Source organism: Nostoc sp. (assembly GCF_036918015.1).
GTDB lineage: Bacteria > Cyanobacteriota > Cyanobacteriia > Cyanobacteriales > Nostocaceae > Nostoc.
The window spans coordinates 20588-40522 of sequence record NZ_JBALEO010000068.1 but is presented as its reverse complement, the minus strand read 5'-3'; the positions used below and the strand labels follow the sequence as shown (position 1 = coordinate 40522).

General features: G+C 40.1%; 22 protein-coding genes. 11 read left to right on the top strand and 11 right to left on the bottom strand.

Annotation, left to right across the window (positions count from 1 at the left end; translation table 11 throughout):
- Positions 1 to 13: 13 nt before the first annotated feature.
- Both V7K61_RS16860 and petL read right to left on the bottom strand, forming a co-directional pair.
- Positions 14 to 454 carry an ATP synthase subunit I gene (locus V7K61_RS16860; protein ID WP_334719948.1) on the bottom strand — a complete coding sequence of 147 codons (441 nt, stop codon included), beginning with the start codon at positions 452 to 454 and terminating at the stop codon, positions 14 to 16.
- A 269-nt stretch (positions 455 to 723) separates the two neighbouring features.
- Positions 724 to 819, bottom strand: coding sequence for a cytochrome b6-f complex subunit PetL (petL, locus tag V7K61_RS16855; protein WP_084227316.1), 96 nt, complete (start codon positions 817 to 819; stop codon positions 724 to 726).
- 159 nt (positions 820 to 978) lie between these two features.
- Here petL and aroB point away from each other — a divergent pair, with 159 nt between their 5' ends.
- The 3 genes from aroB to V7K61_RS16840 all read left to right on the top strand — a co-directional run bounded on the left by aroB (position 979) and on the right by V7K61_RS16840 (position 3364).
- Positions 979 to 2136, top strand: a complete 1158-nt coding sequence (aroB, locus tag V7K61_RS16850) for a 3-dehydroquinate synthase (protein WP_335054820.1) — start codon at positions 979 to 981, stop codon at positions 2134 to 2136.
- Positions 2137 to 2209: 73 nt separating this feature from the next.
- Positions 2210 to 2788, top strand: a complete 579-nt coding sequence (locus V7K61_RS16845) for a Uma2 family endonuclease (RefSeq protein ID WP_335054818.1) — start codon at positions 2210 to 2212, stop codon at positions 2786 to 2788.
- A 255-nt stretch (positions 2789 to 3043) separates the two neighbouring features.
- Positions 3044 to 3364 (top strand): hypothetical protein, encoded by a 321-nt coding sequence (locus tag V7K61_RS16840; protein WP_335054816.1) that lies wholly within the window; start codon positions 3044 to 3046, stop codon positions 3362 to 3364.
- Positions 3365 to 3521: 157 nt separating this feature from the next.
- Here the strand turns inward: V7K61_RS16840 and V7K61_RS16835 are convergent, their stop codons facing one another.
- On the bottom strand, positions 3522 to 3737 hold the full coding sequence (locus tag V7K61_RS16835; RefSeq protein WP_335054814.1) for a hypothetical protein: 216 nt from the start codon (positions 3735 to 3737) through the stop codon (positions 3522 to 3524).
- Between the two features lie 413 nt (positions 3738 to 4150).
- Here V7K61_RS16835 and V7K61_RS16830 point away from each other — a divergent pair, with 413 nt between their 5' ends.
- Together V7K61_RS16830 and trxA are read left to right on the top strand one after the other, a co-directional pair.
- Positions 4151 to 4462 (top strand): hypothetical protein, encoded by a 312-nt coding sequence (locus V7K61_RS16830; protein WP_442936324.1) that lies wholly within the window; start codon positions 4151 to 4153, stop codon positions 4460 to 4462.
- Between the two features lie 239 nt (positions 4463 to 4701).
- Complete coding sequence (gene trxA, locus V7K61_RS16825) at positions 4702 to 5040, top strand: thioredoxin (RefSeq protein ID WP_335054810.1); 339 nt, start codon at positions 4702 to 4704, stop codon at positions 5038 to 5040.
- A gap of 48 nt (positions 5041 to 5088) precedes the next feature.
- Here trxA and V7K61_RS16820 read toward each other — a convergent pair whose 3' ends face one another.
- From V7K61_RS16820 to V7K61_RS16800, 5 genes are all read right to left on the bottom strand, one after another.
- A complete protein-coding gene (locus V7K61_RS16820) occupies positions 5089 to 5634 on the bottom strand; it encodes a dihydrofolate reductase family protein (protein WP_335054808.1) in 546 nt (181 codons plus the stop codon).
- A gap of 225 nt (positions 5635 to 5859) precedes the next feature.
- Positions 5860 to 6114 (bottom strand): TIGR03643 family protein, encoded by a 255-nt coding sequence (locus V7K61_RS16815; RefSeq protein ID WP_335054806.1) that lies wholly within the window; start codon positions 6112 to 6114, stop codon positions 5860 to 5862.
- Positions 6115 to 6329: 215 nt separating this feature from the next.
- The gene (locus V7K61_RS16810; protein WP_335054804.1) at positions 6330 to 8132 is read right to left on the bottom strand and encodes an ABC transporter ATP-binding protein; all 1803 of its coding nucleotides are present in this window, start codon (positions 8130 to 8132) and stop codon (positions 6330 to 6332) included.
- Between the two features lie 110 nt (positions 8133 to 8242).
- Complete coding sequence (locus V7K61_RS16805) at positions 8243 to 10021, bottom strand: ABC transporter ATP-binding protein (RefSeq protein ID WP_335054803.1); 1779 nt, start codon at positions 10019 to 10021, stop codon at positions 8243 to 8245.
- A gap of 89 nt (positions 10022 to 10110) precedes the next feature.
- Positions 10111 to 11526 carry a WD40 repeat domain-containing protein gene (locus tag V7K61_RS16800; protein WP_335054801.1) on the bottom strand — a complete coding sequence of 472 codons (1416 nt, stop codon included), beginning with the start codon at positions 11524 to 11526 and terminating at the stop codon, positions 10111 to 10113.
- A gap of 264 nt (positions 11527 to 11790) precedes the next feature.
- Here V7K61_RS16800 and V7K61_RS16795 point away from each other — a divergent pair, with 264 nt between their 5' ends.
- Entirely contained in the window at positions 11791 to 12852 is a 1062-nt protein-coding gene (locus V7K61_RS16795; protein ID WP_335054799.1) for an L-histidine N(alpha)-methyltransferase, read from the top strand.
- A 357-nt stretch (positions 12853 to 13209) separates the two neighbouring features.
- Here V7K61_RS16795 and V7K61_RS16790 read toward each other — a convergent pair whose 3' ends face one another.
- Together V7K61_RS16790 and V7K61_RS16785 are read right to left on the bottom strand one after the other, a co-directional pair.
- Positions 13210 to 13419 carry a type II toxin-antitoxin system HicB family antitoxin gene (locus V7K61_RS16790; protein ID WP_442936321.1) on the bottom strand — a complete coding sequence of 70 codons (210 nt, stop codon included), beginning with the start codon at positions 13417 to 13419 and terminating at the stop codon, positions 13210 to 13212.
- Complete coding sequence (locus V7K61_RS16785; RefSeq protein ID WP_012411632.1) at positions 13406 to 13672, bottom strand: toxin HicA; 267 nt, start codon at positions 13670 to 13672, stop codon at positions 13406 to 13408. Before V7K61_RS16785 ends, V7K61_RS16790 begins: the two co-directional genes overlap by 14 nt.
- A gap of 514 nt (positions 13673 to 14186) precedes the next feature.
- Here V7K61_RS16785 and V7K61_RS16780 point away from each other — a divergent pair.
- From V7K61_RS16780 to V7K61_RS16770, 3 genes are all read left to right on the top strand, one after another.
- Positions 14187 to 14957, top strand: coding sequence for a pentapeptide repeat-containing protein (locus V7K61_RS16780; RefSeq protein ID WP_335054797.1), 771 nt, complete (start codon positions 14187 to 14189; stop codon positions 14955 to 14957).
- A 36-nt stretch (positions 14958 to 14993) separates the two neighbouring features.
- Positions 14994 to 15617, top strand: a complete 624-nt coding sequence (locus V7K61_RS16775) for a TenA family protein (protein WP_335054795.1) — start codon at positions 14994 to 14996, stop codon at positions 15615 to 15617.
- A 226-nt stretch (positions 15618 to 15843) separates the two neighbouring features.
- Positions 15844 to 15987, top strand: a complete 144-nt coding sequence (locus V7K61_RS16770; RefSeq protein ID WP_335054793.1) for a hypothetical protein — start codon at positions 15844 to 15846, stop codon at positions 15985 to 15987.
- 101 nt (positions 15988 to 16088) lie between these two features.
- Here the strand turns inward: V7K61_RS16770 and V7K61_RS16765 are convergent, their stop codons facing one another.
- Positions 16089 to 17711, bottom strand: a complete 1623-nt coding sequence (locus V7K61_RS16765; protein ID WP_335054791.1) for an iron uptake porin — start codon at positions 17709 to 17711, stop codon at positions 16089 to 16091.
- Positions 17712 to 18115: 404 nt separating this feature from the next.
- Here V7K61_RS16765 and V7K61_RS16760 point away from each other — a divergent pair, with 404 nt between their 5' ends.
- Both V7K61_RS16760 and V7K61_RS16755 read left to right on the top strand, forming a co-directional pair.
- On the top strand, positions 18116 to 19057 hold the full coding sequence (locus tag V7K61_RS16760; RefSeq protein ID WP_442936323.1) for a metal ABC transporter substrate-binding protein: 942 nt from the start codon (positions 18116 to 18118) through the stop codon (positions 19055 to 19057).
- Positions 19058 to 19156: 99 nt separating this feature from the next.
- Entirely contained in the window at positions 19157 to 19933 is a 777-nt protein-coding gene (locus tag V7K61_RS16755) for a metal ABC transporter ATP-binding protein (protein WP_335054789.1), read from the top strand.
- Positions 19934 to 19935 lie beyond the last annotated feature (2 nt).

Below are 19935 nucleotides of genomic sequence, written 5' to 3'. Positions count from 1 at the left end.
GAGCCTGACATTTTTAAGAATCAGGAATGAACGCAATTTGCACCATATAGACGAAGAGCGTGGCTTTGTAAGTTAGAAATCCCAAAAAAATGGGCAGAATCTGTAGCTCACGCCATTGAGTTGCCACGATCATCACTCCCATAAATAGAGCAAAACGAGTTTTGCTCAGACTGGTTTTTTCACTACCAAGCTGCTCAACATCTCTAGCCAACATTTTTAAGTAAACCACACCTGTACACGCCCCAATTAAATAATTTAGGGCAATGTTTAAGGAATAAAAAATCCACACAGAGATAAAAATAACCCCCGTCAAGACAAGCGTGATTACCAACAATCGCTGGAAGAGTTGATGGAACTCTTGCATGGAGTTACCTGATTCTGTGTCTTCAGAACCAGTTTTAGCATCTTGTTGCGTTGTCGGAGTGGGCGCAATTGATTCGTCAGACAAGCTCACGGGACTTGAAACCAGTACAGTTAAATATGATGACTGCACATTCAGTCAGCTGAATCATATCACGATGCGGTAACAATACTTTAGGAAAAAACAATTAACTTCTTGTCAACATCAGGGAGTAAGTGCCGACAGACTAAAGCCTACAGCACTTCTACTAAGTTCGTCGAGGCGAACTTGGTGAAAAAGTAAGGATTTTATAGGATATTGATAAACTGAGGGCAGGCAAGATGCCCGCCCCACAAGAGTCTTGGGTTGAATATACCTCAGGGTTAAATTATCTTGGCAGTCCGCAGACCGAACAGCAAACCTACAGATAAGCCAAAGAATAAACCCAAGAAGACGACATAAGATACAATTGCAAACATTTATTGCTCTCCAGAATACTTCCTAAATCTATTGAATCATTAGTTGTTGGGTATTGGGCATAGGGCAAAACAGTTCCAAGTCCTGAGTCAGATTCCCTACTCCCCATTTCCTAGATTGCGATACAATACAGCCCACGAGCGATTGTTTGGGGTTGGGCAATGACTTCTGTAATTAATGTAAATTTACCAGAGCAGTCTTATGAGATTGCGATAACTTCTCTTCTCCTGTCGGAGACGCTGCGCGAACGAGACGCTACGCGAACGTCGAGCTACGCTAACGCACCTTCGAGTTTAGATCAACTGGGTCAACAGATGTCCAGTCTCAATCTAGGCAAGAAGGTACTGCTAGTTTCTAATCCGACGATTTTTAAGCATTTTGGCGAAAGAGTAATTACATCCTTAAAATCTGCTGGATTTGAAGTTTCTAGCTGCACTCTACCGCCTGGTGAACGCTATAAAACTCTCAATTCCATCCAAAAACTCTACGATGTAGCCTTGGAAAACCGCCTAGAACGTTCTTCTACGATGGTGGCTTTGGGCGGAGGTGTAATTGGCGATATGACTGGGTTTGCAGCCGCAACTTGGCTGCGCGGTATTAATGTTGTCCAAGTGCCTACCTCTTTGTTGGCGATGGTAGATTCAGCAATTGGTGGCAAGACTGGTGTGAATCATCCCCACGGTAAAAACTTAATTGGGGCATTCCATCAACCGCGTTTGGTTTTGATTGACCCAGAAGTGTTAAAAACTTTACCTATGCGTGAGTTTCGAGCAGGGATGGCAGAAGTTATTAAGTACGGTGTGATTTGGGATGCCGAATTGTTTGCCCAGTTGGAAGCAAGTAAACGCCTCGACCAACTCCGCTATGTAAAATCTGACTTAATAACAAACATATTAACGCGCTCTTGTCAAGCTAAAGCTGATGTTGTTAGCAAAGATGAGAAAGAAGGCGGATTACGCGCAATTCTCAACTATGGACACACCATCGGTCATACAGTGGAAAGTTTGACTGGTTATCGTCTAGTAAATCATGGTGAAGCGGTGGCTATTGGTATGGTAGCAGCCGGTCAAATTGCTGTGGATTTAGGACTGTGGCAAAAGGAAGACACAAAACGTCAAAATGCTTTAATTCAAAAAGCGGGTTTACCGACTCAGTTACCAGATGGGGTAGATATTGAAGCAATTATTGAGGCGTTGCAATTAGATAAGAAAGTCAAAGCGGGGAAAGTGCGGTTTGTTTTACCAACAGAGATTGGTGCAGTAACAATTACCGATGAAGTGCCATCAGATATTATTCGGCAAGTATTGCGAGGAATGTGAACAAATTGAAGAAGAATTTAGGAGTCAGAATAAAAGTTAGTTGCTCTGTCCTTCAATTACGAATTAATGAGCCATGATACTCCAAGCCAAAAATCAATTAACTTTGCAAGAGTTCTTGAATCTTCCACCAGGCGAGGGAGATATCACCTACGAACTTGTTGATGGTCAAGCAATTCCTAAAATGTCACCAAAATTTTTTCACGCGAAACTTACCCGCGTTCTTCTCAATTTGATTGAAAAATCGTGTGAGGGGAAAGGAGAAGTTTGCCCGGAATGGGCTGTTGCATTAACTCGTAGGGGACGAGATTGGATGCCAATTCCAGATATTTTATACATTTCTTATGAGCGTTTACCTGCTAACTGGGATGAAAACGAAGCTTGTCCTGTTCCTCCTGATTTGGTGATTGAGATTATTTCCCCAGGGCAAACCTTTGGACAAATGGCGGCTAAAGCCAAAGACTATTTGGATGCTAAGGTGCTGCGGGTATGGGTATTAGATGGTAAAGCTAGAAGCATTACTGTTTTTTATCCAGATGCAGCACCACAAACTTATATGGGAGAAGAACTACTCACAGATTCTTTGTTTGAAGGACTACAATTTACTGTTGAGCAGGTGTTTCAAAAGGCGAAAATACCATTAGCTACTGAATAGCACAATTCTCTTGCTTTAAACATCCATCGAAATTTAAACTGGCGGAAGGTTTGTCTAACTTTAACCAGTTGCTTGAGCAACTTATCTGGTTAATTTAGATAGTAGCTGTATTTACGCTGTACTGTACTAATAGTTTAGCTGATTAATTCATCCATTTGTAGGAGGTAATTAGTAAGGAAATAAGTATACTTTATTTATAATCAGACCAACACTAATATGGTTGGAAGCTGTATTCACGCAACAGATGTATCAACTATGTTAAACCTAATATTCACCGGATGTATAAAAATAAAACCTTTGGTGCTTTCAACAGCTTTTTTACTGGCTGTACAGACTTATGCCAATGCTGAACAAGCAGTTCCTAGTTTAACTCCAAGACAAGCTCAACATTTTTCCCGTGACTTGGTTCCATATAATTCTCAAGAATTTTTTAGACAAGGAAAAGATTCAATTGAGAGAGAAATTCAAATTCTTAATCAAAGGCAACAGCGCCCAATTAAACCTATTCTTAAGATTGATTCAGTACCGCAAAGCAAAAAACCACATACTCAGCAAAAAACCCAACATTTTATCTAAGTAAGAATCATCACTCTTATATGGCTTTTGCTTGCCCTGTTAATTCTTAAGCTGTAGCACATAAGCTACATTCCGAGGCATCACAATCACTATGCTTTGCTTTTAGACAACAGAGGTTTTGTATTTCCAATAAATTTTGCAACGAAATTTTACAATTTTATTCGTCTAGCAAACTCATCAATGCTTGGATTTCAACGTCTTGCTCTTGAGGCTCTGATAATTGAGACTGTAGCTTTAATAATTGACTCTGTAATTCTTCTGCTACATGAAGCATCTCAGACTCTTGGGCAATTTTTAGCTGATTTTCTTTAATTTTGATTTGTTTAAGCAAGTTATTTTCAAGATGAATTGAGTTGTAATGTTGAGCAATCATAGCTTTACATTTATTATCAATTTATGGAGTGCAATTCAATTTTCCACTTATGTATTATTCCACACTTTTGTCATTTTTAAAATATCTGGTGATTTAATCTTGATTGTTCATAGTTTTTAGCCTGTTCTCTTCTCAAAATTTTGGGAATATTGACTTCAGGTACTTCCAGTTAAAAAACATCTCATCTTAGATGCGCCTGGATGTACGCCCGTACTACAAACGTCCAAATAAAGCTAGCTCTGCTAATTTCACTTTGTAACATATCTATATTTTATTTTTATAGGCTTTTACAAAAATGGAAATCATGAGATAAAATTGGTTGACTTAGGGCAAATTTTTAGACAACACACATTAACTTGTCTGTTAATTTTCCAAGTTTTGTAGATATGTTAAATATTATTGTTGTGAACAGTATGGACTTAAAGTTTATCAAGAAAAAGATTTATACATTTGTAAAAATTATATCTACAGTGCTTATAACAAGCGCAATTGGATTGGAATCGTGGAATATTTATGCAGTAATAAATAATATTAATATACCAAGTACCCTTAATCCAATTTTTTGGATTGAGCGTTTTGCTATGATGAGCCATTTTATTGAGAGCATTATAGCAGCTTTTTATGCACCTTCCAGACAAAAGATGCCAATAAAATATGCTACTTATACTTTTTTTGTCGGTACAATTGGGTTGTTAGAATTATTTGGCCAGCAGGATGACTATTGACGCTTCTACGCCTTGAAGGTATGGGTTTTTGGATTAGTTTGGTTGGTAGGGTGCGTTATGCGATCGCACCCTAAGTACAAAGATTAGTAAGTTATTAAATATACCCTATTAAGCAAAAATCAAGTGCGGTAGTTTCCCAATAAATGTAGGTAACTAATGAATCTGGCACTCAGAAGGGAGTATAGTTTGTATAGTTAGCTTTTTGCTGAAATTTTAGTTTGACACTAAGGAATTAAAAAATGTCTACTGATACTGACATAGTTACTTACGTTGAAGAAAGTGAATTTGATGTTGTTTTAAATGGAAGTGAAGAGAAAGTTGTTGTTGTTGATTTTACTGCTACTTGGTGTGGCCCCTGTCGCTTAGTTAGTCCGTTAATGGATCAACTTGCTCAAGAATACAAAGGTCGTGTTAAAGTTGTTAAAGTAGACGTTGACAGCAATAAGCCCATTTTCAAAAAATACGGTCTTCGCAGTATTCCAGCAGTTTTAATTTTCAAAGATGGTATTTTAGCAGAAACCATTGTGGGAGTTTCTCCTTACGAAGACTTTAGCAATGCTGTTCAGAAGCTTCTTTAGATAATTCGTAATTCGTAATTCGTAATTCGTAGATAGCATCATTAAGAATTACGAATTATTTTCAGTATTTATTTTTCTCCTATAATGTGCTTGGAGTAAACCACTAGGATATTGTTTTGAGTTAATTAGTTCCAATTTTTCTTCAGGGGTAGGTGGTGGGAAAAGATATATACCGCCACCTAATATAGTTGGAATAGTTGAAATGATATATTCGTCAATCAAGCTGTGCTGAAGAAACGAATTGATTAATTTTCCGCCACCAACTAGCCAGATATTTTTAAAACCTTGAGCCTCTATATTAGCTAACGCTTGTTTTACTGGGTCAGAGACAAACACAACGTCCTCACGATCGGATTGGAGATGACGCTGGGTGAATACGAAGGATTTTTTTTCTGGATAAGGCCATCGATCAAAACCCAGCCCTACTTCATACGTCTTGCTACCTAAGACGATCGCATCAATCGATTCGTAAAAATCAGTGTAACCGTAGTCTTCATCTTCTGTATCAAGGATTGATAGCCACTCAATTCCGCCATCGCTGCGAGCAATGTAGCCATCCAAACTAGCTGCAATGTAGAGTGTAACTTTCGTCATTGTGCTTGTGAATTTGGTAGTTTTCACTCAATGAGTGCAATCAATGAGTGCAAGCGAACGCAGGCTTACTTCTTTTTACAGTATTTTAGCCTTTGTTGGTTTATATTACAAAACAGCGATGTCTACGACGGGTGGTTCGTGAGCGCAGCCGTTGGCGTGGTCACTGAGCGTAGTCGAAGTGCAGCCTCTCGTAGAGAAGGGCTACGCCTACGCTTACTCAATTACTTACGTTTTTTGATTATGCGATTTAAATCGACCTGCAATAAATTCTCGCTGAGATAAATGCTTCGTATTGCGTTTGGTGACTCGTTCTCGCCACATCTTGAAACTAGATTCTTTCATTTCGCGCCTCATTAAGGCGATTACCTCTTTTTCTAGTAGCCCAAACTGAGCCTCAATAGCATCAAAAGATGTTCTATCTTTCCATGCCATTTCAATGATGCGATCGATGGTTTGTGAATCGAGGTTAGGTAGCTTCATTTTTTTGCTGGAAAATCAAAAAAGAATTCAGGAGTCAGGAGTCAGAATGGGCTGAACGCCCCGCTACCGCTAACAGAATAAATTCTATATTATTAGCGAGTGATAAGTGGGTTTAATAAATCCCCTAAATCTTAAATTTAGTGGGGGATTCAAACCCACCACTAATTAATTCTGAATTCTGAATTCTGGATTCTGACTCCTTCTTCAAATATATTTTACTTTTCGTGTTGAAGAACCATTGTGTCTGCTGCACCCAGTTGGAGGGCATAAAGGTTGGCATAAACGCCTTGCTGATTAACGAGTTGGGCGTGAGTACCTTGTTCTACAATTTGTCCTTGCTGAATTACTAAAACCCGATCTGCCTGCGTAACTGTACTGAGGCGGTGGGCAATTACGAAACTGGTACGACCTTGGAGCAAACGAGCGATCGCACTTTGTACTAGTGCTTCTGTGCGGGTGTCAATACTGCTGGTGGCTTCATCAAGAATCAAAATTTGGGGATTAATTAATACCGCACGAGCAATACTGATTAGTTGTCGCTGTCCTTGGCTCAGAGGCGCTCCCCGTTCGCCTAATTGAGTTGTATAACCCTGTGGTAGTGAGGTAATGAACTCATGCACATTTGACAGTTGTGCAGCCGCTTCGATATCAGCTTGAGTGGCGTAAGGAGCGCCAAAAGCTATATTTTCGGCAACAGTACCGGTGAACAAAATATTATCTTGCAGGACGATGCCAATTTGACGGCGCAGACTTGCTTGAGTCACGCTACGCACATCAATATTATCAATTTTCACTGCACCGCTTGATACATCATAGAAGCGCAAAATCAAGTTAATAATTGTACTTTTTCCCGAACCGGTTGGCCCGACTAATGCAACCATCTGTCCTGGATAGGCGTGTAAATTCACGCCTTTGAGTACCAGTTGATCTGGATTGTAGCCAAATTTGACATTCTCAAATGTCACCTCACCTTGAATAGGCGGCATTTCTGTGGCATCGGGTGCATCTTTGAGTTCTGACGGTTCATCTAATAATAGAAATATTCGCTCTAATCCGGCGAAAGCAGATTGAGCTTGGGTATAAAACTGGCTAAGAATTTGGATCGGGCGGAAGAACTGCTGGACGTAAAGTAAAAAGGATGTCACTACACCCACTGTTGCAGCCCCTGTTACCGCCAGATAACCGCCATAGGCTAGCACGCCTGCGGTTGCTAGTGTATTGAGAAAATCGATGGAGGGTAAAAAGGCTGAAGTAATTGCCACAGCTTCAACGTTGGCATCTCTATTGGCGGCGTTAAGAACGTCGAATTCTGCGATATTCATCTGTACGCGATTAAATGCTTGCGCTTCTCGCACGCTGCCAATATCTTCTTCTAACTTGGCAGAGAGTTCCCCAATGGTTTGTCGGGTGACGCGAAATCTGACTCTTGCCCAACGTGCAAATAAGCTTGTGGTAAAAATCATCAGTGGCACAACTAGATTGCTCAACAAACCAAGTTGCAGGTTGATTGAGAGCATGGCAATCACAATACCAACCAAACTGAAAGTGTTGCCCAGCATTTGGGCGATCGTCAGTCCAAATGCTTGATTCACGGTGTTGACATCATTCAGCAATCGGCTCATTAAATCGCCTGCTTCGCTGCGATCGAAAAAGCTGAGTGGCAGACTTTGGATTTTAATGAAAATATCTTGCCTCAATTGAGCCAGCAATCGCTGCATAATCCAGCCGACTCGAATAATTTGACCCCGAATTGCTAAGACACCAAGTCCATAGTTCAGCCCTAGTAGCCCTAACAATACCAGCAGTCCTTGTAAATCCCCTTGTGCAATCAGATGATCGATCGACCAGCCGATAAAGAATGGCCCAACTGCCTGAGTGATTGCACCAATTAATACTAACGTCAGGGCGACGGGAATTTCTTTGCGATAAAGTAGCACGTATTGTAAAAAGCGCCGCAGGGTGGAAAGTTGCTGACTCGCGTTTTCCTCGGATGCAACAACGGGAATAGTGCCTCTCATAAAAATTTTGGATTTTAGATTTTGGACTTCGGCTACGCTCAGTCGAACGATTTTAGATAAAAAGTCTTTATTACAAGGCTGTAAGCAAAATTAATTATGCTAATTGGAGATCATTTTTTCTCCTTCGGTTTTACCTGAGATTCCAAAATCACACCGTAGAGTGGGCTGGTTTGCATCAATTCCTCGTGAGTGCCTTGTGCTACCAAGTGTCCTTTGTCCATGAGAAAAATGCGATCGGCATTTTTAACGGTGCTAATACGTTGAGCTACTACAAAGGTTGTACAAGCTTTTTGACGCATTAAGCCATCTAGTTCTGCTTGAATTTGGGCAGCAGTTTTGGCATCAACAGCCGAGGTACTATCGTCCAAAATCAGAATGCTGTAATCAGTTAACAAGGTACGAGCGATCGCAATTCGCTGCTTTTGTCCACCAGATAAGCCCACGCCCCGTTCACCCACAATCGTCTCGTAGCCATTGGGTAGACCGCTAATAAAATCGTGCATTTGGGCAGTTTTTGCAACTTCAATCACTTGCTCTAAGGTGGCATCAGGTTTGGCGTAGGCAATATTTTCGCGGATTGTGCCAGAGAAGAGGGTGGTTTCCTGAAAGACAATCCCAATATGCGATCTGAGGCTTTTGAGTGTGAAACTTTTTATATCTCTTCCATCAATGCGAACTGCTCCCTTGGTGACATCGTAAAAGCGGGGAATCAGGTTCATAATTGTGCTTTTTCCCGAACCAGTCATTCCTAAAACGGCGATTAGCTCGTTAGGCTTGGTTTCAAAGGATACTTCTTTCAGAGTTTCGGTTGTCGCTCCGGGATAGCGAAAGGAAACATTCTCAAACGTAATTCTACCACCGCAGGTGTCAAAGGGGACAGCACCGGGACAATCGCGAATTTCTACCTCTGCATCCACAACTTCATAGACTCGTTCGGCGGAAGCAGCTGCTTGAGCGATCGCGGGTGCGGCAAATCCAATTAACAAAATCGGTTGGAGAATCAACGCTAGGTAGGAGTTAAACGCCACCAGTTCGCCAATGGAAAATCTGCGCCCAATCACCTGCGCTCCCCCATAGCCAAAAACTGCCAGTGTTACCAAATTACTCACCAAAAAGATGAACGGGAAGGTATTGCGAATGGCGCTAATGGTCTTCATGTTTGCCTTGACTAGACCATCATTTAAAGTCGTGTAACGCGACCTTTCGGTTGACTCCCGCACAAAGGCTTTAACTACCCGTATTCCTAACAAATTTTCTTGCAATACAGCATTCAAGTTGCTCAGTTGCTCTTGTACTTGCCGAAAAAGTTTGTCATTCCGAGTAACGAATTGTGCCATCAACCATGCAGCTATGGGCACTGACGTTAGCGTAATCAATGCTAGTTGCCAGTTCATCACCAGCAAAACTACCGAAATACTCACCAATGTCACAAGTGAACCGACGACTTGAATTAAGCTAGTGCCAACAAAGGTACGAATCTGCTCAATGTCGCTGGTGACACGGGTTAGTAGTTGGGAAGTCTGCGCCTGGTCATGAAAGCTGAAACTGAGATTTTGAATCTTGCTGAAAATTTTGTTTCGCAGGTCATAAGCAACACCCTGAGACGCTGCTTCTGCTAAATAGCTTTGGCCAAAGTTAAATACACCACGAGCGATCGCGGCAACTACCATCCAGGCGGCACTGTATAGCACAATTTGGAGGTTTTTTTCCGCGATCCCTTGATCGATTCCCCACCGAAATAATTGTGGGGTGACAGCGTTTGCGATCGTCAACAGCAATAAGCTGACCAATGCTCCAAGCGAAGTCCATCGGTAAGTACTCAAACTTTTAAGCACGCGCTGGGTTGACTTGATTGACGAAGTTTCCTGGAGTTCTGCTTGTTGAACCAATGGTATTTACCCCTCTATCTTTGGAAAATTATCTCCTATTTTTGATTGTAAAAAACCAATTGGCTAGTCCATCAAGGGTGTTAGTATTATCACACTCCCCAGACTTTGATAGTAGCATCGTTAGCAAAGTGACTACTAACGTCACTGGAACTGACAATAGTTTGGCCATCTGGGCTGATAGCAATGTCTACAATTCGAGATGAATGACCTTCCAGTATGCAAAGTTTTTCACCCGTTTGTAAATCCCACACAATGATTGTATTGTCTGCGCCTCCACTAACGATAACTTTAGCATCTGTGCTGAAAGCCACAGGTGCGGAGCCTTCAAGCGTATGTATTTTTTCTCCTCTAATTAAATCCCATAAAATGATAGTATTAATTCTATTATCGGCCCCTCCACTTGCAAGAATATTAGCTTGGGGGCTTAGGAAAATAGGTTGATGACCGTGAATAAGTCGATGACCTTGGAAAATATGAATTATCTTCTTTGTTTGTAAATTCCACACTTTTATGCTGGCATCCACACTGCAAGTAACTATAGTTTGTCCATCTTGGCTTAAGATAAGTGAAATAGTTTGATCCGATTTACTAAGAGGCATATTAAAGGTATAAATTCGTTCGCCAGTTTGTAAATTCCACACTTTAACAATTACGTCATAAAAAGCACATAGAGAATTATAGTGAAAATCGATAATGGTGAGAAACTTCTCTCTTGGGTTGATGATCAGGTCACTCTCTTTACCTGTATGCCCGTATATTGTACTAACTAGCTTACCTGTCTGTAAATTCCAGACTTTAACAGGCTTTTCCGGGTCAGAGTAGTCATCAGAATAGATACCATTACGATAGGCGGTTCTTCTATTGAAATTGGTAGCACAAGAGCTAACGTAATTCCCTTTTAAAGTGCGAATTATCTTGTCTGCATGTATATCCCATAAATATATTATACCTTCAGACCCAGTGAGCAGGGTTTGCATATCAGGGGTAAAAACGATAGTAACATCCCTATCTGGTATATCGCGAGTAACATCCATAATGGGTAAATCGATATACAAAGTGCCTATTAGCTGACCTGTTCTAAAATCCCAAAGGTTGCATTCTTCATTATTAGCACTTACTAGAATTTTCCAATCTGAACTTATTGACAAACGCAAAGGTATGTGAGTTTCCTCATTCCATGTATGAAGACATTTAAAAAATTCGTAGGGTATATATTCTTGTAATACCTCTTTTGCTGACAATTCTGTACTTTCTTGAAGTAGAAAATAAGCAGCCTCCCTCACTTTTATTGAAGAGTCATGCAGGGAATGGATAATTATTTCTAAGCCAGCTTGGCCATATTCAAAAGCATCTAGAAGGGCATCAATTTTTTGCTCAACCTTTCCGTGTGCCACCAACTTTTTAATTCTTTCAAGTCCTCCCAAAACTATACCGTCTCCTAAGGCATTAGAATGACCGCCCAGAACTACATCATGCTCTTTTGGCTCTTGGGAATTATCTACCATAATGTAAGTAGGCAGACATAATTAAATCTAATATGTGATTGCGAAGAGGAACGACGTTCGCGGAGCTTTCCCGTTAGCATAGCATCTCTGCCAAAAGAAGAGTAGCAAGGTTTATGTTGTTTTTGATTAAATACTGTATGACTTGCGGCAAATTATTTGTGATAAAAATTTCAAGTTTTGGGACAGTGGTATGGGAGAATACATTTCTAGCAAGCATTGCGGCTAATTAATTTCAAGACCGAAAAAAACCAAAGAACAAGAATAATGGCTCAAAATTTTCATAGCAATTCCCAACTTCCCTTAGATATTTCATCTGCTATCAGTCGCACAGCAAAGCCAAGTTCTGAGTTCTACTCTCTTTTTTCCGAAGAAGAAGTTTTAGGGATAATTCATGCATTAGAAGTCAGACGAGAAATACCTCTCAAGTATTCTTATAAAGGGAGAGGTGCAAAAATTTGGAACGATTTTTATCTGAAATATGCTATTCCTAGATGGTATGGAAGAGCAAATGTAGAAATTGACCTTTTAAAAGATAATTTCAAATACCTGAATGATTATATAAAAATTGGTGTAAGAGTAAATATTATAGACGTTGGTGCAGGTAATTCCCATCCAGTTAAAAAGTTTGTTCGCAGACTAAACAAATTAGAAAAGGTTAATAAATATATTGCTTTAGACATTAGTGAAGAATTGCTTCATGTCTCTAAAAGCAATTTTAAAAAATGGTTTCCACTAGTCGAGTTTATCAGTTCCACAATTGACATAGAAAGTAGTTGTGTACCCAAAAGTTTATTCCAAAATCAAGCTAGCCTTGAAATTGACGACACAGCAAAAATATTTTTACACTTAGGAGTTACCATTGGAAATCATCAAAATAGAGATGAGGTGTTCAAAAACTTTAGAGATAGCATGGGGAAAAATGATCTTTTAGTATTTACTAACGAAACTGGTTCTAACTCTACATGGGACGGAATAGTTAGAGGTGGCTGCAAGTATCATGTAGAAGAAGTATATGGATGGGTTAAAAAGAAGATTGGGATTAAATCGGAAGATTGTGAACTAGTGAGAAAGTACGATTTAAAAACAGATAGTATTGTTGCTAATCTGAAACTACGTCATGATTACACTATAAATTTTAGTCGGATGGGTATAGATAAAAATATTGAAATCTCTAAAGGTGAAGAGATTACTATTTGGCGGCATCACAAGTATGAAATACCTAAACTATTGCAAGAACTAGAACGTTCTGGACTACAACTTATTCACTATACTACTAACAAATACAAATCACATATTATGGTGATTTGTAAAGTTGCTACTAACTAAGTTCTTCACTTAGAGGATGTTTGAAAAGTTATGATTAATGTATAAAATATTCTTTTACCCCACCCTAACCCTCCCCTTATAAAGGGGAGGGAAGCGGATTTTATTGTTTCCCCCCTTTATAAGGGGGGATTAAGGGGGGTAATTAGACTTGTGGTACAAGCGTTTGCGCTGAAGTTGACAATAATGGTCAATACCGTGTACCCATTCAAATGAGAATCGCTATAACTTAGATACTATAATGGCAGCCAGTAGAATTTTTTAGGTATTTTAGCGAAAATTTTTCCGATCCGTATATGATATGCTATTAAATATTTCTGAAGATGCTAAAAAATCAGTTTAACTTGGTTTGTGTATCAATTAAATGTACATCAAACGCGGTCTAGGCTCAGGAATTGGACGCCCCAAATCTTTAGCAGTTTCTATCCATTCCTGCACAACTAATTCTACATTATGCAGGGCTTCTTGATAAGTCTCACCGTCAGCAGCACAGCCTGATAACTCTGGAACTTCAGCAATAAAAGCTTGATCTAATTCACTCCAGTAGAGAATAATTTCATACCGAAACATTATTTTTACTTCCTAGCTTATATTTGAGAATCACTGCCCGAACTTGTTTAATTTGATAGCTTTTGGCTTTTCCTTTTTTATGTTGCAGGTTCAATATCTCCTCAACATCGGCTTTGACAAAAATGCGATGATCGCCACGAATCCGTTCTTCAAAGCCTAGTGTATATAAAAGTTGCCACAGTTGGGCGAAAGGGATATCTGTATCAGAAGTCCCAGAGAGAATTTTGTCTAAGAGTTTGTCTTGCTGACTCACGTTTTTCTGACTGCCTGAATGTTTCTATAGTCTCATATTTATTTAAAATCAGGGTATCCAAAAGCAAATCTATCATTTTGCTCCTGAGTTAGAGCATCCCTGATGACAATGAATAGCCCAGTTATAGGGCAAACTTTAGGCTCGGATACTGCTCTACTAATAAAAAAATACTAATTATTTGGATGTTACAGATGCTTTTTTGGAAGCGATATTTTACAGTGAGTTTAATTTTGTAACACCAGTTTCGCTTCTAGTGGAGTGTATCATTTATCTTGACGAATACTGCTCATTTACCCTTGTTACTGGGGTTTTCAGTCTTAACATCGTCTCAATTTATACTTTCACAACTTTTCTAGAATCCTTTAGCGTAACATTCCATAGAAAAGGTATCGCCAATTCATAGGTGATGTAGGCAACTACAGAGGGCAAATTGTTGAGATTGCTCATATCATAATGCTGAGGTATAAATCCATCTCAGTCAATGCTGCTATTGAGTAAAAAATATTACATAAACATGAAAAACCAACTTCTAAGTGCAGTTGCATTTTTAACTACGATTAGTTTGACAACAACCGTACAAGCAGCAAATTCTGAACATATTAAACAGTTATTAGCAACCAAACAATGTCAAAACTGTGATTTGACGAGTGCAGGTTTAGTAATGGCTGACTTATCTGGAGCCAATTTGAGCGGTGCTAATCTCACAGGTGCTAACCTCAGCCGCGCAAACTTGAGCGGTGCAGATTTGCGGGGTGCAAACTTAAGTGGCGCGAGTTTATTTGGCGTTAACCTGAGCGAAGCTAAATTTAATGGGGCAAATTTGACGGGTGCTGATTTGAGAAATACTTATTTAGCAAATGCAGAACTAACTGGCGCTTACTTGAATGGGACTAACTTTCAAGGTGCAGTTGCGATACCATCACAAATTGCTTCACCAGCAGAATTTTATGCTTTGGGTGTAGCAGAAGGGCAAAAAGGCAACCAACAGCAAGCAATCAGTTATTTTAATCAAGCGATCGCAATTAAACCAGAATATGCGGATGCTTATCTCGCTCGTGGTGTCGCCCGTTACCAAATACTAGATAGACAAGGTGCATTCCAAGATGCTCAAGTTGCAGAAAAATTGTTTACATCCCAAAACAACAGCACTGGAACCCTAACAGCCCAAACTTTTATAAAAGAACTGCAAACACCCGTCAATGAGAAGATAAGTACTGGTAAACCCAGCTTCGTTGACTTTTTGGGAAGTATTGGCTCAGTCTTGCTCCAGTTCTTCCCTTTTTAAAGGAGATAATAACAAATGACAAATGACAAATGACAAATGACTTTATCTAACGAATTATGGGCAGTAAATCAAGACTTAGCCCAAGCTTGCTTAGAGAATCTTTTCGTTCAAGGCATTGGCGATGGTACTCTTGAGCGAGCTAAATTTGCTTACTACGTAGGGCAAGATGCTTTTTTCTTAGAAGCTTTTGCCCGTGCCTACAGTATCGCCGCAGCTAAAGCACCAGACTGGTTAGGTTTCACCACATTTCATAATTTAGCTAGTGGAGTTTTAGAAGAACTACGGCTGCATAGTAGTTATGCTTCTGAGTGGGGAGTCAATTTGTATGCTGTAGAACCCGCATCTGCCACCCGCCGCTATACTGATTTTTTGTTAGCAACTGCTTGGAGCAAAGATGTGGGTTTAACTGCGGCGGCGATGTCTCCTTGTATGCGTTTGTATGCCTTTTTAGGAGAAAAATTGGCTTGTAACGGTATTCCTAATCATCAATATGCAGATTGGATTCGTACTTATAGCAGCGCAGATTTTCAGCCACTAACACAACAATTAGAAAATTTGGTTGACAATTATGCCGCTACCAATTCTGTTGTGCATTCAACTTATCGTTATGCGATGTTTTGTGAACGCGACTTTTTTCAAGCTGCGTGGATGTTCAGTTGAACAAATTCATATCTATAGGAATCCGGTTTGATTTCTGAAAAAAAATAAGTATTTGTAGGGTGCGTTATGACTTTAGTCTAACGCACCAAACCCTTGAAAATGGTGCGTTACGCTTCGCGATAACACACCCTATGTGTTGTTAAAAAATCAAATAGTAATCCTATAAACCTCATCTATGTTGAAACCTAGAGTTTTTTAAAAGATATATTTATGTAGGTTGGGTGGAGTGAAACGCAACCCAACATTACCACCAAATTTTATGTTAGGTTACGCTATCGCTCCACCCAACCTACAAAACTACGGTTCTCAAGGTAGACGAGGTTTAGCAACCTTTTTAACATTTTCTATCTATCGAACTCACGTTGTTTGAAGATATCAAGCCCAGTAAAAATGTTGAGTTATGTTTTTAAACCTATACACAAAAGAAGACGCAAAGGATAAATTTGCGTCTTCTTTTAAGATTTCAAAAAATTAGAAACTGAATGTGGTTCTCAATGCACCAATAACAACATCATCATTAGTGTCGTTATGATCTGGAGATGTTAACCAGATGACTCCAGGAGTAATGGTGATATTGTCACTCAGCTTATACTGGTAGAACGCCTCAAGATGATAGGATGTATCAGGATCGCTATCCAAGCCTGCGATGTCAGAACTTGTCACTTTCGGCTCCACACCAGCGATGATACCTGCTAAGTTACCTTTTTTACCGAGGTCAGGGAAGCCCAAGGTGACAGCATAGTTCCAAATATCAACGTCTCCACGGGTTCCTCTCAAGCTTTGGCTGTTGGTGTATCCAGCCCAACCACCCAAGACGATGTTATCAGTGATGCCAATGGATGCTTGGACGCCGTAAGAATTACTGGAAAATCCTACTTGATCTTCTGGTAAACCCTGGATAGCTGCTATATCCTGGAAAGTGGCGGCATTGCTACCTGTGAGTAGTGGTTGGTTGTAGGAATTGATGTAAGTTAAACCGATAGAAATGCGATCGCTTGGTTTAACTGTCAGCTGTGCCAACGCACCATAAGAACCATTGAACAAACCATTATTGAGTGTAGGGTTATTAGCTGTACCACTCAAATACCCTAGACTTAATGCCAATTTTTCGCTGAACTCGTATGTTACTCCCAACCCCGCACCATTTATTTGGTTATAAATTGGGTTACGTGTACCAAAGGTAGATAAAGCACCAAAAGCGCCATCACCATCAAAGAGATTGACAGTGCTGGTAAGATCGTCTGCTGCACCGGCATTGGCGATCGCGATAACCTGTGTTTTTTCGCCCAGAGGGAATTTGTAATACAAGGCATCTATGTCAGCATCAGTAGTACCATCCTCGCCAGCAAAAAATAAGTTACCTTCTGGTGTACCAACGTTAGGGCTGAGAATATTATTAGCCTGGATTCTGGTAAACAGCGTATCTTTCCCGGTGAAGCTGGTTACTAATTCTATCCGTGCCCGTACCCCTAAAGTTGTATTCTCGTCTGTGATTTCTGTACCGTTGACTGTATTTCCTGACAACACATCGCTGACAACTGCGACAACTTGCCCTTGCAGTTTAGTTGTAGTTGAGAACTGATTTGCTTCCAATTCAGCAGTTTTAGCTTCTACTGCATCCACACGACCTCGGAGTGTCGCCAGTTCTGCGGAAAAATCTTCTTGCAACTTTTGTAATGTGGCTAAATCTTGTTTGTTAACTAAATCGCCAGTGGCTGTAGCAATAAGTTCGTTAACGCGATCGAGACAAGCATTCAAACCAGCAGCAAACTCATATCGCGTTAATGCCCGATTACCGCGATAAGTGCTATTTGGGTATCCTGCAATACAGCCATACCGCTCAACTAGGGATTGCAATGCTTGGAATGCCCAGTCAGTGGGTTGTACATCGGAAAATTGGGACACGGAGGTAACTTGTCCCATTTTCTGATCTGGCGCGATGTTCGTAGCTTTTGCGTCTGGATTAGCTAAAACTTGCGGTTGATTAATTTCAGAATTACCCGATGTTTCACCTGCAAATGTAGCAGTATTAACAAATAGCATGACACCGCAGATTGCTGGACTAACTAGCAGATATTTCCAGAATTTTTGCATTTCTCTCCTCACACTGATCTCCAATTCACACCCAAACCACGTTTTTTTAACGGGTATTTTATGAAAATATTTGTCAGCAATCTTATCAGAAGTAAGCAACCTTTTTAACAAAAAAAGTCAAGAACTCCTAATTATTTAGGGAAAACTAAATCGCAGAGGGCTATACCGTCTGAAAAAGTTTTGTTGTTACTCACTACACAGCAAACCCAGAATGATATTATGTACTTAAAATGAGAATGAGAATTATTATAGTATAAAATTTAGAATACTTCCCATTGTCAATAGCGATGATGACAGAGGTAGAGCAAGCATCCGTTTGGAGGAGAAATATCGTGATTGTGAATTGCAGAGAAATTAGAACAAGTAGGCAAAGAAGCGGCATCTTGCCCATAATTGCTCTGCTAATGTTGTCGATGGCTACTGGGTGTAGCCAATCGAATTCAAATCAGGGAACAACTTCCGAACAGTCGCCGCAAGCACAGGAAGCTGTTTCGACCCCACAGGCGCAGTCGGGAAAAACTAAAGTAGTGGCGACATTTTTGCCGATATATTTGTTTACTAAGGCAGTAGCTGGGGATGCGGCAGATGTAGAAATTCTAGTGCCACCTGGTACGGAGGTACATGAATACCAAGCGACACCAGGAAATGTCAAAGCGATCGCTACTGCTAAGGTGTTAGTAAAAAATGGTTTAGGCTTGGAGCAATTTCTGGAAGGTACTGTCAAAAATGCTCAAAATTCCAAATTAACTGAAATTGATGCAAGTATTGGTATTAAACCCTTAAATGAAATTTCACCTGTCGTAAAAACGACACCAGATGAAAAAGACCACGAACATAGTCAGGGTAATCCGCACGTTTGGTTAGATCCAGTTTTAGCAAAACAGCAGGTAACAAATATTCGAGATGGATTAATTGCTGCCGACCCGGCGAATAAAGCTACTTACGAAGTAAATGCTACAGCTTATATTAAAGAATTAGAAAGTTTAAACAGTGAATTTCAGCAGACTTTGCAGAAAATTCCCACTTGCACCTTTATTACCTTTCATGATGCGTTTCCATATTTAGCGAAACGCTATAACCTCAAGCAAGTTGCTGTGGTGCAAATTCCCGAAGATCAACTTTCACCAACAGATGTCCAAAATGCTGTCAACGCTGTGAAAAAATACAAAGTTAAAGCTTTATTTAGCGAACCAGGAGTAGATAATAAACTGCTGAACAGCCTCTCTCAAGACTTGAAATTAAATTTGCGTACTCTAGATTCTCTAGAAACTGGCGAAACAGATCCGCAGCATTATTTCAAGGCAATGAAAGCGAATTTGCAAACTCTGGAAACATCGTGTAAATAGATTTGTCATTTGTCAGTTGTCCTTTGTCATTTGCAAATGACCAATGACCAATGACCAATGACCAATGACCAATGACCAATGACCAATGACCAATGACCAATGACTAATGACATTCCTATTTTAAAAGTAGAAGGATTAACTGTCTATCAAGGCAGCTACCTAGCTGTTCGAGATGTTTCCTTTGAATTATTACCAGGAACAGATACGGCTATTGTTGGCCCCAATGGTGCTGGTAAAAGTACCCTGGTAAAAGCGGTTTTAGATTTGATACCTCGAAGTGCTGGGACGATTGAAATCTTGGGTCGTCCAATTTCCAGATTGGGGCATTTACGCCACACGTTGGGCTATATGCCACAAAACTTTATTTTTGACCGCAGCTTTCCCATTTCTGTCAGCGAATTAGTCGGACTGGGATGGACTAAGGAAGGGAAAAAAAAGAATTCATTTTTTTCCAAGCTGTGGAAACAAGACCGAGAAAAATCGACAGCAGTAACAGAAGCTTTACGGCGAACTGATGCTTATCATTTACAGCATCAAGCTATTGGTACTCTTAGTGGCGGTCAACTGAAGCGGGTTTTATTGGCTTATTGTTTGGTAATGCCTCGGAAACTCTTGGTACTAGATGAAGCCTTTGCTGGTGTTGATGTGCAAGGTGCAGCAGATTTTTACGCTTTGTTAAATGAATTAAAGCGAGAGGAAGGTTGGACAGTATTACAAGTTTCTCACGATATTGATATGGTAAATCGGCATTGCGATCGCGTGCTTTGTCTGAACCAAAGCATTGTTTGTACTGGTAAGCCAGAAATTGCTCTTTCACCACAAAACCTGTTAGCAACCTACGGCCCAGGTTTCAGTCGCTACCAGCACCAACATTAATC